General features: G+C 44.6%; 13 protein-coding genes and 1 pseudogene. 3 read left to right on the forward strand and 11 right to left on the reverse strand.

What is annotated here, in order from left to right:
• Positions 1 to 83 precede the first annotated feature (83 nt).
• Both NG821_RS06230 and NG821_RS06235 read left to right on the forward strand, forming a co-directional pair.
• The gene (locus tag NG821_RS06230) at positions 84 to 1,064 is read left to right on the forward strand and encodes a porin (RefSeq protein WP_252760798.1); all 981 of its coding nucleotides are present in this window, start codon (positions 84 to 86) and stop codon (positions 1,062 to 1,064) included.
• Positions 1,065 to 1,075: 11 nt separating this feature from the next.
• Complete coding sequence (locus NG821_RS06235; protein ID WP_252760799.1) at positions 1,076 to 2,053, forward strand: PstS family phosphate ABC transporter substrate-binding protein; 978 nt, start codon at positions 1,076 to 1,078, stop codon at positions 2,051 to 2,053.
• 252 nt (positions 2,054 to 2,305) lie between these two features.
• Here NG821_RS06235 and NG821_RS06240 read toward each other — a convergent pair whose 3' ends face one another.
• From NG821_RS06240 to NG821_RS06290, 11 genes are all read right to left on the reverse strand, one after another.
• On the reverse strand, positions 2,306 to 4,018 hold the full coding sequence (locus NG821_RS06240; protein WP_252760800.1) for a calcineurin-like phosphoesterase C-terminal domain-containing protein: 1,713 nt from the start codon (positions 4,016 to 4,018) through the stop codon (positions 2,306 to 2,308).
• A 103-nt stretch (positions 4,019 to 4,121) separates the two neighbouring features.
• Positions 4,122 to 5,687: a SusD/RagB family nutrient-binding outer membrane lipoprotein gene (locus tag NG821_RS06245; RefSeq protein WP_252760801.1), complete on the reverse strand. Its 1,566-nt coding sequence runs from the start codon at positions 5,685 to 5,687 to the stop codon at positions 4,122 to 4,124.
• 37 nt (positions 5,688 to 5,724) lie between these two features.
• Positions 5,725 to 9,057: a SusC/RagA family TonB-linked outer membrane protein gene (locus NG821_RS06250; RefSeq protein ID WP_252760802.1), complete on the reverse strand. Its 3,333-nt coding sequence runs from the start codon at positions 9,055 to 9,057 to the stop codon at positions 5,725 to 5,727.
• 279 nt (positions 9,058 to 9,336) lie between these two features.
• Complete coding sequence (locus NG821_RS06255) at positions 9,337 to 10,152, reverse strand: hypothetical protein (protein ID WP_252760803.1); 816 nt, start codon at positions 10,150 to 10,152, stop codon at positions 9,337 to 9,339.
• 186 nt (positions 10,153 to 10,338) lie between these two features.
• The gene (locus NG821_RS06260) at positions 10,339 to 11,151 is read right to left on the reverse strand and encodes a hypothetical protein (protein ID WP_252760804.1); all 813 of its coding nucleotides are present in this window, start codon (positions 11,149 to 11,151) and stop codon (positions 10,339 to 10,341) included.
• 347 nt (positions 11,152 to 11,498) lie between these two features.
• Entirely contained in the window at positions 11,499 to 12,458 is a 960-nt protein-coding gene (locus NG821_RS06265; RefSeq protein WP_252760805.1) for a hypothetical protein, read from the reverse strand.
• A gap of 120 nt (positions 12,459 to 12,578) precedes the next feature.
• Entirely contained in the window at positions 12,579 to 13,511 is a 933-nt protein-coding gene (locus tag NG821_RS06270) for a hypothetical protein (RefSeq protein ID WP_252760806.1), read from the reverse strand.
• A 432-nt stretch (positions 13,512 to 13,943) separates the two neighbouring features.
• Positions 13,944 to 14,105 carry a hypothetical protein gene (locus NG821_RS06275; protein ID WP_252760807.1) on the reverse strand — a complete coding sequence of 54 codons (162 nt, stop codon included), beginning with the start codon at positions 14,103 to 14,105 and terminating at the stop codon, positions 13,944 to 13,946.
• A gap of 433 nt (positions 14,106 to 14,538) precedes the next feature.
• Positions 14,539 to 15,261 (reverse strand): alpha/beta hydrolase, encoded by a 723-nt coding sequence (locus NG821_RS06280; protein WP_252760808.1) that lies wholly within the window; start codon positions 15,259 to 15,261, stop codon positions 14,539 to 14,541.
• Between the two features lie 144 nt (positions 15,262 to 15,405).
• Positions 15,406 to 16,791 carry a DUF4374 domain-containing protein gene (locus NG821_RS06285; protein ID WP_394802063.1) on the reverse strand — a complete coding sequence of 462 codons (1,386 nt, stop codon included), beginning with the start codon at positions 16,789 to 16,791 and terminating at the stop codon, positions 15,406 to 15,408.
• Positions 16,792 to 16,826: 35 nt separating this feature from the next.
• Positions 16,827 to 19,160 (reverse strand): TonB-dependent receptor, encoded by a 2,334-nt coding sequence (locus NG821_RS06290; protein WP_317233080.1) that lies wholly within the window; start codon positions 19,158 to 19,160, stop codon positions 16,827 to 16,829.
• A gap of 109 nt (positions 19,161 to 19,269) precedes the next feature.
• Here NG821_RS06290 and NG821_RS06295 point away from each other — a divergent pair.
• Positions 19,270 to 19,493: pseudogene (locus NG821_RS06295) on the forward strand (IS4 family transposase); the annotation flags it as partial.

Here is a 19,493-nt window from a genome sequence, read left to right on the forward strand (position 1 = left end):
TTGCAGAACCTGATTGAATAAAATAATGCTCAAAAATAATTTGATAGTAGTTCTGGATAAGGAACTGCATAAAAGTGATATATATGGAGAAAAGGCATTTGAAAACAAAGATTTTGATCTTGTTCATCGTATCTGAGATCTTGCCAGTACAGGCACAGAAGATAGAGATACCGAAATTCTCAGGTTTTATCAATGCACGTTATTCCTGGGATGACGCAGATGATGATGTGCAAGGTTTCGACATACGTCGTGTACGTATATCAGCTACAGGGAATTTAAGTGATAAGGTCGATTACAAGTTTCAGGCTGAGTATGAAACTAGTGCTAAAGTGTTGGATGCTTATTTAAGGTGGAAAATCCGCCCTGAGTTCAATCTTGAATTTGGAGAGTGTAAATTGCCTTATTCTCAGGAGAATCTTTATGGGCCAACCACTTGGCAGACCATTGAGAACCCGGCAGTCGTTGATCAACTCAATGGCTATAATGACATCAGTGGAATCAAAGCCAATGGTAGGGATATCGGTCTCCTCTTGTATGGGGATTTATTCAAGGCTCGTGATGGACATTATTTCGTCAAGTACAATGCCGGACTTTTCAATGGCAACGGCATTAATGCAAAAGATGATAACAATAAAAAGGATTTTGCCGGACTCTTGTATTTTTTACCTGTTTCGGCTTTATCCTTGACAGTAGGTCATTACCAGGGAAGTTATGGCGCAAAAGGAGCAGAACATGTCAGAATTCGTACAAGTGCCGGAGCTGAATGGAAGGATAGTCGATGGACTGTGCGCAGTGAATATATTTCCGGTAACACTGCTGGACAGAAAAGTGATGGTGTGTATGCTTTTGCAGCTTGGAAAGTCTTACCGATCATAGAACCTGTACTCAGCTATGATACTTTCAAACCGGATCGTGATGCTGAGGAAAGACAGACTAATTATCAGGTCGGCATAAATGTCTTCCCATTGAAAAATATCCGTATTCAGGCTGCATACACGTACGAAGCTAACAAAGTAGCAAAGGATAAGAATCAAGTGGAAACTCAGATTTTTGTACAGTTTTAAATGGAAATGGAATGAAGAAAAAATTATGGAGTCTTTTAACTGTCATCTTGGTTGCTTTGGTGACAGTAAGTTTAAGTGCTTGTGGAAGCAAGAGTAAGAAGGCGAACTTAAGAGGGGGAAATCTCTCAGGTGAAATTTCTATTTCAGGGGCATTCGCTTTGTATCCACTTGTCGTCAAGTGGGCAGATGATTTTAGAAAACTTCATCCGGATGTGAAGATAGACATCTCGGCAGGTGGAGCAGGTAAGGGTATCACTGATGCTTTGTCGAATGCCGTTGACCTCGGGATGGTGAGCCGTGAACTTGATCCGTCGGAAATCTCACATGGTGCTGTTGGGTTTACCGTAGCCAAAGATGCTGTTGTCCCTACGATTAATGTCAAGAACCCTGTACTGAAAGACCTGTTGACAAAAGGCGCGACACGTCAAGTATTTGCCGGGATTTGGATCACGGGGAAGTTGAAGACATGGGGCCAGGTGGCGAAGGACGCCAATTCTACACCTATAGCTGTCTATACCCGTAGTGATGCTTGTGGAGCAGCGGGTACTTGGGCGAAATATCTGGGCAAAAAGCAGGAGGATTTGAAAGGTGTAGGTGTGTTCGGAGACCCTGGTGTTGCTCAGGCTGTCCAAAAGAACAAGAATGGGATAGGCTTGAATAATCTCAGTTATGCTTATGATGGCAAATCAGGGAAATTGAATCCGGGTTTGTCCATACTCCCGATTGACATTAACGGAAATGGGAAGATTGATCCGGATGAACGCTTTTATGATACTAAAAGCAAATTGGTAAAGGCAATTGCTGACGGTAAGTATCCTTCCCCTCCGGCACGTGATTTGTACTTGGTATCTAAAGATGTACCGACCAACCCAGTTGTCATTGCTTTTCTCAAGTATGTACTGACTGAAGGACAGAAAGAAAACCTTTCCCAAGGATATATAGGAATCAGTCAGAAAAAGTTGGAAGCGAGTTTGAAGAAATTAAAGTAGTTACGGAATCTTAACGGCAATTTTAAAAGGGGTTAAGAAAGTTTGTTGATTGTGTTCGGGAAGTCATTTTGATATTGAATGAGCGGTTATTGAAATTCATTGTGGAATTTTTTAATGTTTTTCTTTTGCAATGAAATTCCAGCAAGTTCAATACCAACTTGACTTTTGCAGTGATTTTTATTTTATCTTCGGTATCTGTGGTCATGTTTTTTAAGGCATTCCCACAGATACAAAAGAGATAGAATAAGTATCTTACTTCATATCACATGAGAGTTCTTTAGGGCGTTTCATCTCTTGCGTATAGACATTGCCGAAACGGTCTGTAACTTTGACGGTCAGAGTGGATATCGGACTGGAGGCCTGAGTCAGAAACAGGTGTGCCGTCTTGGTCGTAACAAAGTCTTTCGTAGGTCTGTCGCCATTCCTCAAACGAATCATCTCATAGGAAATAATGTGAAGGGGATCCTTTCTGAAAACCCGTTTGACAGGCAATTCGACACCATTTTCCGTCACTTCTATCTTCCATGAAGGATCATAGTTCCAGACATTGATCAGAACCTGATTCTGAAGATTCTTCTTGGTATAGACACTTGCGTATGGAGCGACGTCAGTTTCATCTATGGACGGAGCATACTTGTCCGCTGTGATCTGGCATCTGTTCAGGTCATAAGTTCTGAATTGATAGTCCGGTTCATACCCGACTGCCTTATATTGCCAGGTGAGACTGTCGCCATCGAAATCATAGATGCCGTATCCTGCAGAGGTACCGTCCTTGCAGATCATGTTGCCAGCGTATCCGTTCTTACTGGTCCACCACCACGTTGCACAGACCGCAGGCGTGTTGTGCTCATAGAGATTAGAGTCTCTGGTCACATTGTAGTCCAGATGCGTGTGACCGGTGAAGAGATGGACATTGCTGAAACCGGACAACAGTTGTTTCAAGGCTTCGGCATTGTCCGTTTCCAATTGATAACTGTCTTTTTGCGTTTGCCCATTCAGTTTGGGATTGTTATACAAGGGGATATGCATGGCAATGACCAAAGGCGCTTTCTTGTCCTTGACTGTCGCCAAGTCTTTCTTCAGCCAATCCATCTGTGCATCTACGATCCGGTTCCTGTAATTGCGGGCGCCTACAGTTCCGTCAGAACCGCCATCGTTCAGATACTGGATATCGTCCAAGACGACGTAATGCGCCTTACCCAAGTTAAAGGAATAGTAAGAAGGACCGATAATCTTCTTGAAAGGACGTGCGGCATTCCAGTCAACGTCAGTTCCATCTGCCGGATTGTTTGTAGAATAGGGATCATTGTCATGATTTCCCATGACATTGAACACCGGACAATCTACTTTGTTGATATACGGCAGGTATTCTTTCAAACCGAAATGGTTCTTATACCAATATAGATCCCATGTCAGGTCCCCCAAGGCGATGCCGTAAACCTTAGCCCCACCGGCTCTCAAGCGTTTGATGGTCGCATTGATATCAGGAATGAATGACCGGTCAAAAACTTCCGTGTCGTTATTTCGGGCTGCCAGGTGGACATCAGAGAAACACAATATGTAGTAATGAGTGTTGTCCACCCTTTTTAGATTGAAGTCTTTCGTCTCTACGACATTAGTCCCTTTGGTCAAATACTGGAAGAAGATAGGACGACTCCCCTCTGAAGCAACCTCATAGCCTGAAGGGATGGAGATGAAGACGTATCCGTTTTGCTTTTTGGAATGCAACTCGTATCGGCCTTCTGTGTCAGTGAGGGTCACCTCATAGCCGTCAGAAACTTCCACGTCGGGGACACCTTTTCCGTCACAGGCAACTGTGCCCTTCACATTCACATTCTCGACCGTTGAAGAGACATGGATACTCTCGTCTCTTGATGTGGAATTCTTCTCCATGCCTTCTACGGAGGCGAAGAAGAACGGAACGACCATTAATCCCAGAAAAATATGCAATAATTTCTTGTTCATGATGAATAGTAATAGAACTTACAAAATTAATCAAAACTATCGACAATCGTTTGGAGAAGTTTGTCTTTGACTCGACATTCCACGCTGCCATTCGCTGCAAAGATTATTTTCCGTCAGCTTCGATCGCCTGTTTGCTCCACCAGACAGGTGTCTTCATGTCATTGGCACCTCCCATTCGTTTGAGAGCAGCATTGGCATTGTCACTGTTGGTTGCCATCGTAACGGTAGGGTAGGCGAAACGTGTAGGAAGGACATGGTCATTGAGTGTGCCGGCGCCGATGGTCAGTATCGGATAACCTGTACGGCGGTATTCGTGGTAAGCTTCCATCCCGACGAAGAACAATGCGAGATATTTCTGGTTGGCAATCAATTCTTCCTTGTTCGGATTGCTGTCCCAAGAGCCGAGCGGTGAGGCGAGATAGGTGTCTATATCACTTTGAGTGATCGTCACCGGTGTCGCACTGAATTGACCTAAAGCACCCCATTTCTGCATGGAAGCGGTGATACCTGCCTCATAGTAAGTTTTGGCTTTGGCTTCACCCCCGGAGATGAGCCCTTTATAGGCTGCTTCGCAGAGAATGAAGTTCACCTCAGCATAATCCATATAGTCAGCCGGCATCTCATCGCGGCAGAATACCTCAGTGTTCAGCCACGAAGTCCCTATATCAACTTTGTTTTGCTCTTCAGACGTACAACCGGAGACGGTACCTTTCCATGTGGTGTATTTCTTGGCTTTCTTTCCCCAGATAGCCAGGCGCGGATCTTCATAGATCTCGGTGTTTTTGGCATTGTATTCTACCGTCATCTTGATCAACTGCTGAGTGAGTTTACGTCCTGCTGAAGTGAAATCGTTTTCACTGTAGTCAGCGAAGAAACTCCTGTAGGGGTCCGTGCTCTTGAAATGGACGGTAGCGTTATCGTCATTGGACGTGAATATCGGGTATTGTGCGGGATTGTCCAGAATATGGGCAAAGAGTTTTGCAGGTTCCATCCCACTGCGTCCGCTGATACGGCAGATCAATCTCAGATAGAGAGAATTGTTGAATTTCTGCCATTTGGACATATCCCCGTTGTACATGCCGTCAAGGCTGGCTTTCTGGAATATAGGATGTGCATTGTAGATGGTATTGGCAGAGTCCAGGTCAGCGAACATTTCCTTGTAGACCTCTTCCTGAGAATCAAATACTGGTTTTGAGACACCCTCGGAAATCTTGAAGGCCTGAGAGTAGGGAATGTCACCATACATATCCGTCAGATTGGACATGAGGAGAACTTTCAGCGTGAGGCCGATGGCATGCAGGGAAGCATCTCCGTCGTTCTCTGCCTGTTTGATCATCTGCATGTCATCGTTGGCATATCCGGAATAAAAATTCCAGACGCCTTTCCAGTCCTGGTCAGAAATCTTGTAGCGGTGTTCCTCACGAGTGGTACCGCCTGTGAAAGCAGTAAACTGGATGAGTTCATCGTTCCAGTACCAAGTATAGTTGAGCCATTGGCTGGCTGTACGATACAGGATAGGTTCAAAGAAGTTGTAGGCATGGAGATTGACGTCAGTACTGATAGAATTAGGGTTCTCGTTGGCATCCTCAAAACCAGAAGTACAGGAAATGGTGATGGTGGAGACAAGCGCCATGACGAATAAGGAAATATACTGTTTTTTCAATTTCATCTTTCTTGTGATATAAGATTCTTGAATATTCCGTTGATTAAAAGGCGAGGACCAGATCCATGCCGTAAGAGCGGGTCATAGGATAAGACATACTCTCGATGCCGTTGTAGATATCCGTACCGTTGAGCATTCCCGTTTCCGGGTCATACTGAGGGAACTTGGTGATGCAGAATACGTTGGTTACCCATGCTCCGATGTGAGCATTCTTCAGGAATTTCAGTTTGCTCAGTGCGCTCCTTGGGACCGTATAGTCAAGACGGATTTCCTTGCACTTGAAGAAATCTGTGCTGAAAGTATTCTCTTCCGTATTGTCACGCACCCAAACATACTTATTATAATAGGTGACAATGCTGCTTACAGCGGTGCTGTTCTTCTGGTATGACACTGTCCCGTCAGAATTTGTTACGGCATTGACGCCACTGACCGTCAGACCGTCGTCACGTCCGGCAAGAGAGTTCTTCAGTTTTCCCTGATAAGAGAGACTGAAATTGGTGACCGAAAAGCAGTGCCCGCCCATCTGAGCGGAGAAACTGGCAGAGAGGGTCAAGTTCTTGTATCGGAGACTCTGGGACATGCCTGCCCGCCAGTTCGGGTTCACTTTTGCGATGCGTCGGGTAGGAGAATCGTCAAGTTTGGGCATTCCGGTTTTGGCATCTACGAGTTTCATCCCTGAGCAGTCTACTTTGTTCCCTTTGTCATCGAGATAGTAGGAACCTTCAGGTGCCCGCTGATAGCCTCGACCGTAAATATAGTACATCTCTTGTCCGACATAAGAATAGACGTAAGTACGACTTCCTATCGTTGTGCCCATACTGGCCTGGAGAGGTTCGGAAGGATCCCAACCGTCTTGAAGTTTGATCAGTTTTTTGTGGTTAGCTGACCAGTTGAGGTTGAAAGACCATCCCCAGTCTTTCGTCTTGATTGGGACAAAACCAGCGGATATTTCGATGCCTTCATTACGGATTTCTCCGGCATTGATCATCTCTCCGGTAGCTCCGGTCACTTGGTCAAGGTCGACGCTCAATATCTGGTTATATCCGTTTTCACGATACAGGGTGAAGTCCAGATTGACACGTCCCCGGAACAGTAGAGCGTCTATTCCGCCTTCCCAACTCTCGGTACGCTCAGGTTTGATGTTTTTGCTGTAGACTGTGCCCGGCATATCATATCCTCCTGCAAAATTGGTAGAGCCGTAATATTGTTGAAGGGAATAAGGACTCGTGTCATTACCCACATTGGCCCATGAAGCACGCAACTTCAGCATGTCGATCCAAGAGGTCTTGATACCCAGCATCTTGTCTACTAAGACACTGGCACTGACGGAAGGATAGAAGAATGACCAGTTGTCGCTGGAGAGTGTACTGGACCAGTCGTTACGTGCAGTGATGTCGAGGAAGTAGGTGTTGTCCCATCCCAAGTCTGCCAGGCCATAAAAACTGTTGACGAGTTTCTTGGAACGATAGGTATAGATATCAGGTACCACGTCTGAGGGGTAGTTGTTCAGGTTGTATACCCCTTCAACCTCGAGTTTCTCCAAACTTATTTTGTTGTTGTAATAATAGTTGGAGCGGGCATTGCCTCCGAATGATGCGTTGAACATCAGTTTGTTGTCAAACCAGGAGTCATTCTTATAACTCAACAGAAAATCGGAGTTGAACTCCAGTTCGCGGATACTCTGTTCACGATAAAATCCCTGAGTGTAGGAAGTATAGAACGGTTTTTGGATCGTTCTGAATTGGTCACTCCAGTCTACTCCCGTGCGCATACTGAGCGTCAGTCCTTTGTAGAGGTTGGCTGTAACCTGTGCCGTGCCATACACCCTGTTGACGACAGAACCGTTCAGTTCCTCGTTTAATGTGCGATAGGGATTGTAACCAGAGACCAGAGCCGCACCTCCCGAGTTATCCGTAGATGACCAGTTCGTATAGTTGAAGCGGCCGTTGTCATATTCGTTTTTCCAGTCCTTGATGCTACTGGTAGGGTTTCCCCAGACCAACTGATATAAAGGGTTGTTCTGTCCGTATCCTCCTGCAGGGGTATTGTCAGTCGTCTGTCTGATGTAGTTGATACGTGAACTGATACTGATATGAGGATTCAGTTTGCTGTTCAATGCCCATGCCACTGCATCCCGCCGGTATCCGGTATTAGGCATGATCCAGTTGTTTTTGGAATCTGTAAACGAAAGTCGTCCAGTTGTGCCCTTGCCATTGTTGCCATCGATAGTCACCGTATTATTATACGTTACACCAGTTTTGAAAAGTCCGGTATACCAGTCCTTCTGATAGACAAAAGGTAAGGCCGTATATTTTCCGGTAGTCCAGTCCTTTGAAGCGTAAAGATAGCGCAGTTTGGAATCGTCATATTTCTCACCGAAAGCATAAGAAGAAGTGTGGGCATTGATAGCCACTCCATCAGGTGCTTCCGAGGAGGTAAGAGTCCAGAAACTGTATGGAGAAGCACCGTTGTCAGATCCAGGTCCATATTCAGTCTGGAAATCAGGGAAGCGGATGGCCTTGTCGAATTGTACGGAAGAATTGAGTGTTATGCCAAGGCCTTTATTGAGCCGCCCCTCTTTTGTCGTGATAAGAATGACACCGTTAGCTGCGCGTGATCCGTAGAGGGCTGCAGCGGAAGCACCCTTCAAGACAGTTACAGAGGCGATGTCTTCAGGATTCAGTTGACTGATGTCATTTCCGAAATCTACAGGCGCATCACTGTTCGAATAAGAAGAACCGCTGCCCGTTGTCGTTCCGCCTGAATTGATAGGGACACCGTCTACGACAAACAGAGCCTCATTGTTGCCATAATTCAGGGAGCGGTCGCCACGCAAGGTCACGCGGACAGAAGATGTCGGTCCACTGCCGGTCTGCAACATACTCAGTCCTGCCACTTTCCCGTTGAGCGCGTTGAGCCAGTTGCCGGAGAGATTCTCATTGATTTCATCAGAACCGATATGTGCGACGGAATAGCCCAGAGACTTGGTCTCCCGCTTGATGCCAAGGGCAGTAATGACCGTACCTTTCAGGGTAACCCCATCAGGGCGCATCTTGATGACAAGAGCCGTCGGGTCAGTCATATGATCGATGGGCAATTCCGCCTTCTTGTATCCCATATAGGATGCGGTAAGAGGCGTTTTGATGTCATTGACCTTGAAGGAGAAATTACCGTCAGTATCTGTGACGGTCATGAACTTTGTACCTTTCTGTCTAATGGTTGCCCCGATCAAAGGTGTATTCTCTTCGGCATCTACTACTTTCCCGGAAACGGAGACAGACTGGGCATGAGCCTCAGGACATCCCCAGCAAAAATCCGATAGAATAACGAAAAAAATAAATAATGAACCAATCAGTTTGCTCTTGTTACCCTTCATTTTGTTCCTTTACTATGTTTGATTTCGACCGCAAATGTAGGGCTCTGAAATTTCATTAGTGGAACAGAAATATTACGATTGGATAACAGGAAGGTTACAAAATGATGATGAACAAGACATTTGGAGTATAAAAGGGAGGGGAAAAACTTCTATAAGTTTCTCATTGAAGGCGCTCTCAAAGTCTTTCTGTACGAAGAAAGGATGAATCCAACTTTCGAGTCGATTCATCCTTTATTATTGCTAAATAACCTCAAGTTTATAGTCCGCTGCCGGATCAGTCTATTCATCAATGACGTACTGATAAATATGATTGGCAGAGATTTCGTCAGATAGATAAGTTTGCTGATTGTTCTGTAGGGGAATGATCAGACCTAAATTTGTCAGTCCTTTGGAGCAGTTCTTGTAGATGTAAAACCATGCTCCACTTAATCCGACCGTCCCACTCCAGTCTGTAGGATATCCTGTAACTTGTGCATTCTTATACACACATACAGCTGCATAGGGATTGCTCATCTTTACCTCGCCGGTAAGGATCTCCCCATAGGTGTCATTTTCTTCCTCAGTCAGTGCCTCGTTCTTGCCATAGAGATACAATTTTGTAGTTCCTGCCGGGAGATGATCCAATGGATCTTTCCATGTAATCCAGGAATACTGCTGCGTCTCTGTACCATCGGAATAGTTGGTGACGTAGATATTACAGCCATATTTAGGAACGGAGATATAGTTGCTTCCGGTATGTACTGTTATACTGTTTAGCACCGTCCCTTTCGTGATAATGGCTTGACCTTCTGACGTGTAAAGATCTTGGGAAGCCACCAGATAAGCGGTGAATGTTGTAGGTATGACCGGTACAAAATCTACAATGTCCGAACTTCTTGTTATTGCAAGCGGATTACCTTTAACGAGTGACTTGGTTCCGGCATTGTATATGAAAGGTGTGCTATTACCGGACAGGTCAAGAGTGGAGTCTGTTCCAATCTGTAGATTGACTTTCACATATTCCAAGGCAGGTCCTGTTGAATTATCATTGTCAGAGCAACCCGCAAACAAGAAAGTTGCAAACAATATGGCAAGAAAGAATGAAGCTTTTTTCATCCTTCCGGTTTTCTTAGTATTTTCAGTTCTCATCGTTATTCTATGGTCATAAAACCTCTTTTCTATTCAATGTCTGACTTTCCTCTTTCAGTCATCCGAAAGAGGAAAGGTAGGTATTTTATTTGTAATGGTTATAAACAAATTGCATTTTTATATCTGTTTAACATCTGCTGATAAGCAACGTTCTTAAATATTAATATCAGAACTGTAAGTATGTGAGAATCCATTCACTTTTACGATGAAAGAAGCCTCCGTTGCTGTTAAAGTATACTGATAAATCTGATTGGCGGCAATATCCTTTTGCAGAGTGTAGGTCTGGTTTCCCATTCCGTCAAGGTTGATTGGAATCTCTGTGTCTGTTTCCGAATTTCGGATATAGAGATAATACCAGTTGCCTTTTTCATCATAAGCATTGCCGTCTTTGTAAACCGGTTTTCCTGACACATAGCTATTCTTGTAGATGGCTACTGCGGCGTAGGGTGTAGATAGTGTTATGTCCACGGTGTTACCGTCACTGAGCAGGTCTTTCTCTTGCGTACCATAATAGTAGAGGGTTGTGGTACTTTCGGGAAGAGTTGAGGCTGGGTCAGTAGTGCTCCAAACCTTGTTGCTGTCATAGTTGCTTACAAAAACTTTATATTTCATTGCCGGTACTGTAATGGTATTTGTGCCATCGTTGACTGATACGGTTTTGACCAATTTGCCGCTCTTGTACTGCCCCTTGTTTTCTGCTGCAACAAAATAGGCTTTGAATGCGGCCGGAAGGTCTGGGGTGAAGGAACTGTCGGAAGAAGCGCTGCCTGCACGGGTGAGTCCTTTATAGGTTTGTACCCGGGCTAAAGAACTGGTTTGTTCCGTAATGTCCAAACTTGTACGGAGTTGTATCGTTACATCTTTTTCTGAGTTATTGATTATTTGATCAGGAACGGCATCTCCGCCGGAGCAGGAAAAACTGATAAAAATCGGAAGTATAACAAAGGTTAACATGAATTTTCTCATAAGACCTCCTATTTTAAAATGTTATCGTTATCCCTTTTGGGGTTATCTTCATTGGATACGGGTTATTTCGTACCTATAAAGTTATCTATTTTTCGTGAGATAACGATTTCGGTCTTGCCTGAAAAAATGTTATTTTAATAGTCTATAACTGTTATTACCTTAAATTTAACTTTCGATTAATCAGATTACTCCTTACACCTTATATATATAGAGGTTTGTCTCTGAAAGTTTTCTTTTTCACTATGAAATATACCTTTTTGGGGAAAAAGTATGATACCTATTACTGGTGATCAACCTTAGTCGACAGATACTGAATTTCGGTGAACCCGTCTTGCCTCATAACACGACTATTCCGAAAAGATATTGATGACCTCATTGATCGTCTTTTGGAAAGGATCAGCAATGATATTGATTCCTGCATCAGTTGTGTCAGTCCCTGTATGGAAGGTGAACGTATATACATTGTTACCGATGATCGGCTGCTCGAGTGCATAGGGTTGACCAGCGAATTTTGCGACACCTTCTAGATTGACCAGCGTCTTGGCAGAAATAGAGGAAACGTTGTCTTGAGGGCATCGGATATAGAGATAGTACCAGGTGCCCGTGGCATCCGTCTTGTAATAGAAGAGTGTTTCCTTTTGTTTCCCTTTATCCAGATCGTCATATTCCGGAGCTTCCGTGCTGCTCACGGGGGCAGCGTTCCTGATACAGACAGCCGAATAGGAATTGTTGATGTCGATGCTGGTGGTCTTTGTCATCGAGAAATCGATGTCGTCATCACTTGCGCCGTAGAGGTAAAGCGTCTGAGAGGCGTCTGGAAGATCGGCGATAGAGGTCTGAAACGGCTCGTTGAGAGTCTCCTTTATGCCGTGGTAGTTGGACACGTAGACCCTGCACTTCATGGCAGGGACAGAATCCGTAGCCGTATAAGTTGTCGTGGCGGTGCCGTCTGCATTCGTTTGTGTCTTGCCCTTCAATACTGTTGTATCCACGATTTCACCATAGATATACTGACCTCGTGTCTCGTCTGCGACGATATAGGCTGTCAGGGAATCCGGCATGGATGTGATTTCCGAGGGTACAGCCACCGTATTGCTATCTATGCCCTCTACCGTTGCGCGAGTTGTTATACTTTGGAGCGGTTGTTCTTTTTCAACTGTCTTGATGTTGGTAAAGGCTCCTAACGTTACCAATGTATTCGGGACTTTTGCGTCTGCCAACTCATCATCTCCTCCCGAGTGATGCGAGCAAGAGCTCATGACTACTATATTTGTCAGGATAGCAGACACTAAGAGCGTTCGTTTCATGTGTTTTCTGTTTAAACATTCACTTCTATATATTGATCGTCTTTCTGCCCAAAATCATTGAGTAGATATGACGCATTATCGTAAAATCGTCTGATGAGGGGATAGATAGCTTATTCTTTATCAGCTATCCTTTATAAGTTTATCAGAGTTCCAGTCTACATGGTAATGTACAGTTGTCGGTGTCGAACCTTGGAATGCGTCCACAGTGATGATAATTCCGCCGCTTGCGTTCACGGTGTACTGGTAGATGTTGTCAGCTGTGATGCTTTTAGGGAAGTCGTAGGCTTTCCCGTCGGGTATTCCCTCAAGGTTTTCCACTATGACTGTGAAATTGGTAGTTGTTGTGCCGTCTGTGGGTGCCTTGACATATATGTAATACCATCCTTTATTGTCGTCAAGCGCATAATCTGTCTGGTCGTTGTCATTGACGACTCCTTTGACATGACCGTTGTTAGCCACGCATACGGCAGCATAATGGTTGACCATATTCACTGTCGCATTGGCTGCAGCCGTGGTAGAACTGAAATCTGCGGTGCTGTCCGTGCCAAACAGATAGAGAGTTGTACTGCTCACCGGCAGATTGTCTTCCAAGGCTTCTACGGCACTTTCGCTGTCAGTAGTCCGGTCAGCCTCCAGACTGTTGGTCGGCTCATAATTGGTCACATAAATATGATACTTGATGGCGGGTACGGAAATACGGTTGCTGCCTTGATTGACTGTGACTTTTCTCACAATAGAACCTTTGGCATATTCGCTGGTGCCTTCAGCTGCCACAAAATAAGCCGTGAACTGGGTAGGGATAACCGGGGCGAAATTGGCGGAACTGGTTGTAATAGCTCTCGTCAATTTATTGGTAGAATTCGTGGAGAATGAACTGCTATCTTCTTTTATCTCAATTCCCGAGGTAATATCCAGGCTTACGGTAGTAATACCGGAAGTATTCCCTGATCTGGCAGTATCGTCAAGCAGACCGTTGGCATCATCACTTGAGCATGCACTGAACAACAAACTCATGACAATTGCAGCAGTCAAGCTGAAAAGCAAATTTTTCATTCTCTTGTAAAAAACGTATTCACTAAAGATTTTGTTATCTGGTATCCTGTTCAAAACTTTGGTATTGGGCCTAGGTTCATTTCTAATTTCAAAAATTCATAAGTCGGTCATTTTCAATAGCTCTGTGAGCTCCTCTTTAAAAGTTGTGCAAAATTAAATATATTATTTGATATGGGTTTGTAATAACTGTAAAAATGCGCTGTAGTTTAAATATATTTAACTATATATCGCGTTTATTTCGCTTGTTTATACATAATTTATTAGTTATTGTCTTCCGATTAACTCTCCTATATATTATTGATTTTCAATTTTTTATATTGCGTTCCGACCCATCATGAGGGTGATTTATAAGACCTTCTTCAGATACTATAGACCTTCCTATCTCCCTATTTTTTGGGGTTACGGATAAGATTCAGTCCAAAGATGTTTTTATCACTTATTGCGTTGCATCTGCTTGAGTGAGTTAATTGATATGCATCCTATACTTACGGGATAGAGGGAGACATCCATCTTATCAATACCTATTCCCACCCACCAATATGCACGATAATGGTGCACCAAAATGGTGGATAATGGTGTACCATTATCCACCATTTTGGTAAGTCCTATTCATGAAAGACAAATTCAAGTCTAGATATTGCGCGTCTCTGACTGAGACTAAGATTCTCCGTGTGTTTGTGGAGGGGTATGTTATTAGACATTACCTGTATTGCCATTAGCAAGCCTATTGCCAAAGTCGTCTTATAGTGATGATGGATCAATGGTGAATTCCGTAATTTCATTACAGTTATAGGCAACAATCGGATTGCTTATTACAATAGAGGTTATTGGTGAGAGTGTTTGAAATAAATACTTTCAGAAGGTATGAAACTGATGGGGAAACTTGACAAAAGAGGTTTCGCTGAGTTCAACCTTCTGAAAGTATGACTGGAGAGATGCCTGTCAAAAGAGAAAACGGCCTGTCCGGAAGGCGGAAGATTTCATTTGCAGGAACGCTTCTCTAATCCTGAGGCAGGTGCATTCTGACTCATTTGAAGAGTTGCATGAGACCGTAGTAAAATCCGGGGATGGCTACTGTACCATGGGTATCATCAGGGAAATCTTTCAGAAAATAGTGGAGTCCCTTGATCTGCGGCAAAGTAGTAGACAGCAGATGATCAGCGTCATAGAAATGCGTGATCACACGGTCTGTCCGCTTCTTTGTGGCCGTTCCGACAAAGAGATTCTTCCCGGTGAAATCCTTTCCGGCAATCAGGCTTCCTGCAGACTTGGCTAACTTGGCCTGATCCCACCAGAGGCTAGGGTCGATGGCGATGTAGGTGTCAAACAACTCCGGATGATTGAGGAAGGTGTACATCGTAAAAAGTCCTCCATAGGAATGGCCGATCAGGACATTGTGACCGTTCGTTCTGAAAGCACTGTCCACCGCATGACGGAGCTCTCCGGTAAGGAATTTGGAGAAATTCTTGCTTCCTCCACCTTCTACGGCAGCACCGGGAGAAATCTTCCCGTCCCTCCCTGCAGCGGATGCTGTGGGTGTCAGGTCACGTGTCCGGTCCGTGTTCAGGACGCCTACGATGATATGCTCAGGCATTCTTTTCCCTCTTCCCGAACAGAGGACATGGGTCATGCCCACCATTGCCTTGAAGAAAGAGTCGCCGTCAAGCAGATAGATCACTGGATAGGTCTCTTTACTGTTTTTGTCATAGTTATCAGGCAGATGAACCCAATAGCTTCTTTTTTCATGCAAGACTTTTGAATCCAAGGTGTACTGTTTGCCAATACAAATATCCTCCTGACTCCATAAGCATAAAGGAGTCAAGAGGAATAAGAGAATAATGAGGTTTCTGTTCATTCTATCTATTCAAGAAGAAAGTATGTTTCCTTTTTCATATTATTCTACCGGAATGAGTTTGCCAACGCCACTGATCTGTTCAGCACCTACAGTAAGTCCTTTGGTCGCTTCGCCTGTCTCAGGGTTAATGCAGTAAATTGTAGGTTGGGTGCCGTCAGTCGTAGTGATAGGCATATAAGCGATTCCGTTCTCGACATATGGTTCATCACCAAAGCCCGAGATAACGCTGGCATCAGGCAAGCCCTTTACAAAAGTGAGGGTCTTGTTTTCACCATTGTAAACCGCCAGTTGATTGGCTGTAAATCCTTTCTCTGTCAATGGTCTGTCATACATCAACAGAAGGAAATTATCTTTTGTGAGGTGCCAGCTGCGGACAAATGATTTGCCGTTGGAGAGGGCTTCGATATTGCAGTAGTAGTTCGGGTCAAACTCCTCCGTACCTGATTTGATGCGTACGACACCTGCAGGCAGAGTAGTCTTCTGTTCGTCAGAGGTCATGGTCTTGGCATAACTGGGTGAGAAGACATACACGTCCCCATTGTCGGCAGCCCATATCATCTGATAATACTGAGAACGACTTCGGCCACAAGCATAACTGATCTTGTCGGTCTTGATCAGTTTCGGGTTGCTCAAAGTCTGGTCTTTGTAAATGGCTATCCATGCTTCGTTGGGATACTGTGTCCATTGCAATTCCCCTTTGACATAAGTGCTGCTGCCGACACCGCCTGATTCTGTCTTTACGAGATCTGGATATTTGACATACTTGCCGCCTTCAGCCTTTACGCCATACTGGCTTAAGCCCATAGGGATAGGGGCGGAGAAGATCTTGTCGTTCACTTGCAGAATGCCTGCCAAGGTGACGAACTCACCATTGCCCAGATAATTCTCGGCCTTCATGACATCCTGATTGTCGGTGTAAGTTTGGTCCTTCACGTTCAGGTAAGAGACCAGGAATCCCTTAGGCAAGTAACCGTTTTCGTCGGCATACTGCTTGTCGAGATCTCCTGTGGAGGTGGTGATGATATAGTCGTTGAAGGTACCGTATGAAGTGAATCTCTTGATCTCATAGGTCATGTCACGCTCCTGCAAATCGCCTTTGGAATTTAGAATGTAAGAGGAACTTACGCCAGCATTTCCCTGGTTGTATACCAGACGGTACAGATACTTGTTCTGTTGGAATATCCAATATGTTCCGTCTTCTGTCACCAACCCGTTGTGCAAGGTCGTTACCGAACCTGTGTCAAGTGCTTCTGCCTTCAACAGGTAATTGGCATCTGATGAAGTTGCGACGACCACATAACTGGCATTTGATCCAGGACCCACAGGGTTGACCGGCTCTGAACTATCGTTGTCACTGCTGCAGGATGCGAGCATGCACCCCGCTGTTATCATTGTTAAAAAACTCTTTGTGAAATACTGTTTCATCTTATTGTTATTGGTTACTGTTATATAAATGATTATCAATTACCGAAATAAACTCTGAACTTTCCATAGAATGCTCTGCCGGCTTTCTGAAGACTGAAATTGTCGTATAACTTTTCATTCGTGAAGTTTCTGCATTCAAATGAAATATTATAGCGGCCACGGTGCATACTGTAGGAAACTGTGATGTTGTGAGAGAACTGGGAAGGTACGACAAATTTTGAACTGCTGCCCAATGCCTCTGAATAAAGTGGGAAGTTGTGTACATAGAAATTGTCGTAAGTGACAGTCAGCAGATTGTTCTTCTTCCATAGATCCCGCCAATAGAAAGTGACGTCGGCATTAGCAAACCTATATGGTATATTCGGCATGCGGGTGCCGTAAGTAAGGTTCTTCTGTCCGCTGCCTTCAGCAACGGTCTTGACATTGTCGTACACATTCATCTGTGTGAAATTGCCCCCGACACTCACCCAGTTGGCAAATCCATATCGGGCGGAAACATTGTATCCTCTGGTCTTCACCCGTCCGTGGTTTTCGTAAGTCGCACCGGACTTCCCGCCACTGAGGTCAACCAGTTTGCGCTGGATATAATCTTTTGTATATCTGAAGATCAATCCGCCTTCTACGTATAAGGTGTGTTTTCCGTATACGCCGTTGTAGCCAACATTAAAGTTGATGTTGTTGCTGTTCTCTGGTTTTATCTTCACATCCCCGCTCTCCATGTCTTCATCTCCGAACATCTCTTCGTTGGTCGGGAGACGGTATGCTTTCTCATAGGACAACTTAGCCTGCAGTGACTTCAATATGAAGTAAGTGCCTGCAACACCGTACCCGAAGGTATTTGTCGTCTTGCTGGTACGGGTATATTTGTCTTGTGCTGCTGACGTGGCTATAGGACCGGCAACATATTGGTGGTAATATTTGCCGAATACGGAGAGGTTCCAGTGATCTGAAGGCATCAGGCGATAGGAGAGTCCACCTATGCCTTTGCGGGTCTCTTTGGCGATGGCATCTTCCGTATTGGTCTCGTTCAAGAGAGATTTGTTGGTCCGCTTGAAATGGTCCATCACATAATTCAATGTGAAGAGATTGGCCTTTCCGAGATAGTAATTTGCCGTGAACGTTCCATTCCAGTTGTTGTTCTTGGAGCGTACATCCTGGTAAACTTGTTCTCCGGGCATCCTCATCTGCCGTTTCTCTCCCCGCCAGTTGTATTCATAGGAAGACGTATCGACATTTTCTGTGATATTCTTGTTGTAGTTGGCCGTGAGCGTGACGTTGAGGCCTTTAGTAAACAGGTTGTGCTTCTGGTATTCCAGGGACGGCATGAGCGAGTACCCTTTGCGGAATTTCCCGCCGAACACAATTTCCTGTCTGACACCGGTCTGTATGTCTTTATGCATGTGCGAATAGGCTAAACCGAGCATCAATCGGTCTGCCCAACTTTTATTGACAAAGCCGATCTTCCCGATGACTGCTTCATTGTGGTAAGTATCATGGAAGCGCTTCACATGCTCTATGACAGTGTTGTTGATGGCTCCTGTCGAGAAATCCTTGACGGGGGTATCGACATGGTAGTCATTGTCGGAATAATTCTGGAAGGCATTGATCTCATAGGTGAAACCGTTCTTGAAGGTCTGCCCGAAGTTGATATAGGACTTATGTGTGTTGAATGACCCATAGGAATAGGATGCATCGACAAACCAGTTGTTTTCGGGATGCTTCTTGGTGATGATATTGATCACGCCGCCAAGGGCATCCGTTCCGAATCCTACAGGCACGACACCTTTGTAAACTTCTATGCGGTCTGCATAGTTTACCGGGATGTTGTTCAACCCGAAAGAACTGCCCACGCCTTCCTGGGGAACACCGTCAATGAAGACCTTGACCTGTTTCCCGTCAAAGCCGTCCATCATCAACTGCATGTCGGAACCTACACCCCCGGATTCACGGAGTTTGATGCCTGGAGCCTGAGCGAGTGCGTCGCTGAGGTTCTTGGTGGAGTTCTGAAGTGCTTTGGTATCAATGGCGATGACATTGTAAGCAGATTCTTTGATTTGCTGGATAGGTGATTTGGCGACAACGACGACATCCTTCAGTTTCAAAGCGTCATCATTCAACTTGACATGGACGGTCCTCGTCTCGTTGGCTTTTAGGTTCTTGATTTTTGTTTCTTGAATAGCATGGCCTACGTATGACACACACAAAGTATAACTACCCGCAGCTACGGACAATGAAAAATTTCCATGGTCATCGGTTTGTGTGGATATAGAAGTGTTGTCTTTTAAATAGACTTTTGCGTAACTGATCGGAGTGTTATTAGATTTTACATCTCCCTTGATGATTGATAATTGGTTACTGAAGTTTCCCACCTCATAAAATAGGCTAAAAACAGTACTGTAAAAATAAAAGTTTCTCGCAAAAAAGTTGTAAATTTGTAGTATCAATCAAACAAATAACACTTTTTATTAAGAAACTTTTATGCATACAAAAATAACCAATTTCCATGAGTTGAGCAAACTTCTGAGTGTTAAAAATAACGTAGAAGAGGATATCATGACATATTTTGTCCATTTTGGTCTGGGGCATCTTCTGCATCGCCTGTCTTTGGAGAAACAAGGTGGCATATCGGCGGTTCAGCTGATCTTGTCACTGTGCCTGTTCCGTATCAACGGCGAAAGCATTCATTCCATCTACAAGAAGAG

The sequence above is a fragment of the Segatella cerevisiae genome, from assembly GCF_024054555.1.
In the GTDB taxonomy this organism is placed as follows: Bacteria; Bacteroidota; Bacteroidia; order Bacteroidales; family Bacteroidaceae; genus Prevotella; species Prevotella cerevisiae.